Origin of the sequence: Psychromonas arctica (assembly GCF_038155225.1) — a bacterium.
GTDB classification, from domain to species: Bacteria; Pseudomonadota; Gammaproteobacteria; order Enterobacterales; family Psychromonadaceae; genus Psychromonas; species Psychromonas arctica_B.
This window is the reverse complement of the sequence record NZ_JBAKBA010000147.1, coordinates 1-255: the sequence shown is the minus strand read 5'-3', so window position 1 is coordinate 255 and position 255 is coordinate 1. Positions and strand designations below refer to the sequence as shown.

Here is a 255-nt window from a genome sequence, read left to right as displayed (position 1 = left end):
CAACAGGTGAAAATCAAATACAAAAGTCAAAATACTTTGTTTAAACTCAAGTTATGTTGTCTTATTTATCTGTAAATAACGAATATTATATACGATGTAAATTCAGTAAAAGCTCTGCTTCAGCACGAGCTAACTCACACTCAGACATAAGCTCCTCAATACTTGCACCTAATTCGACCATTATTGTCGCACGTGTATAAATTCTATTTTCAGGTGCACATGCCACTAAATTAACTTGGTTTTCTTGCGTTTTTT

The 255-nt window shown here is 32.9% G+C and carries 1 protein-coding gene; it reads right to left on the bottom strand.

Annotated features, from left to right (window positions below; all coding sequences use genetic code 11):
- Positions 1-85: 85 nt before the first annotated feature.
- Positions 86-255, bottom strand: a 170-nt coding sequence (locus V6255_RS18110; RefSeq protein WP_341629389.1) for a DUF2802 domain-containing protein, incomplete at its 5' end; no start/stop codon positions are given.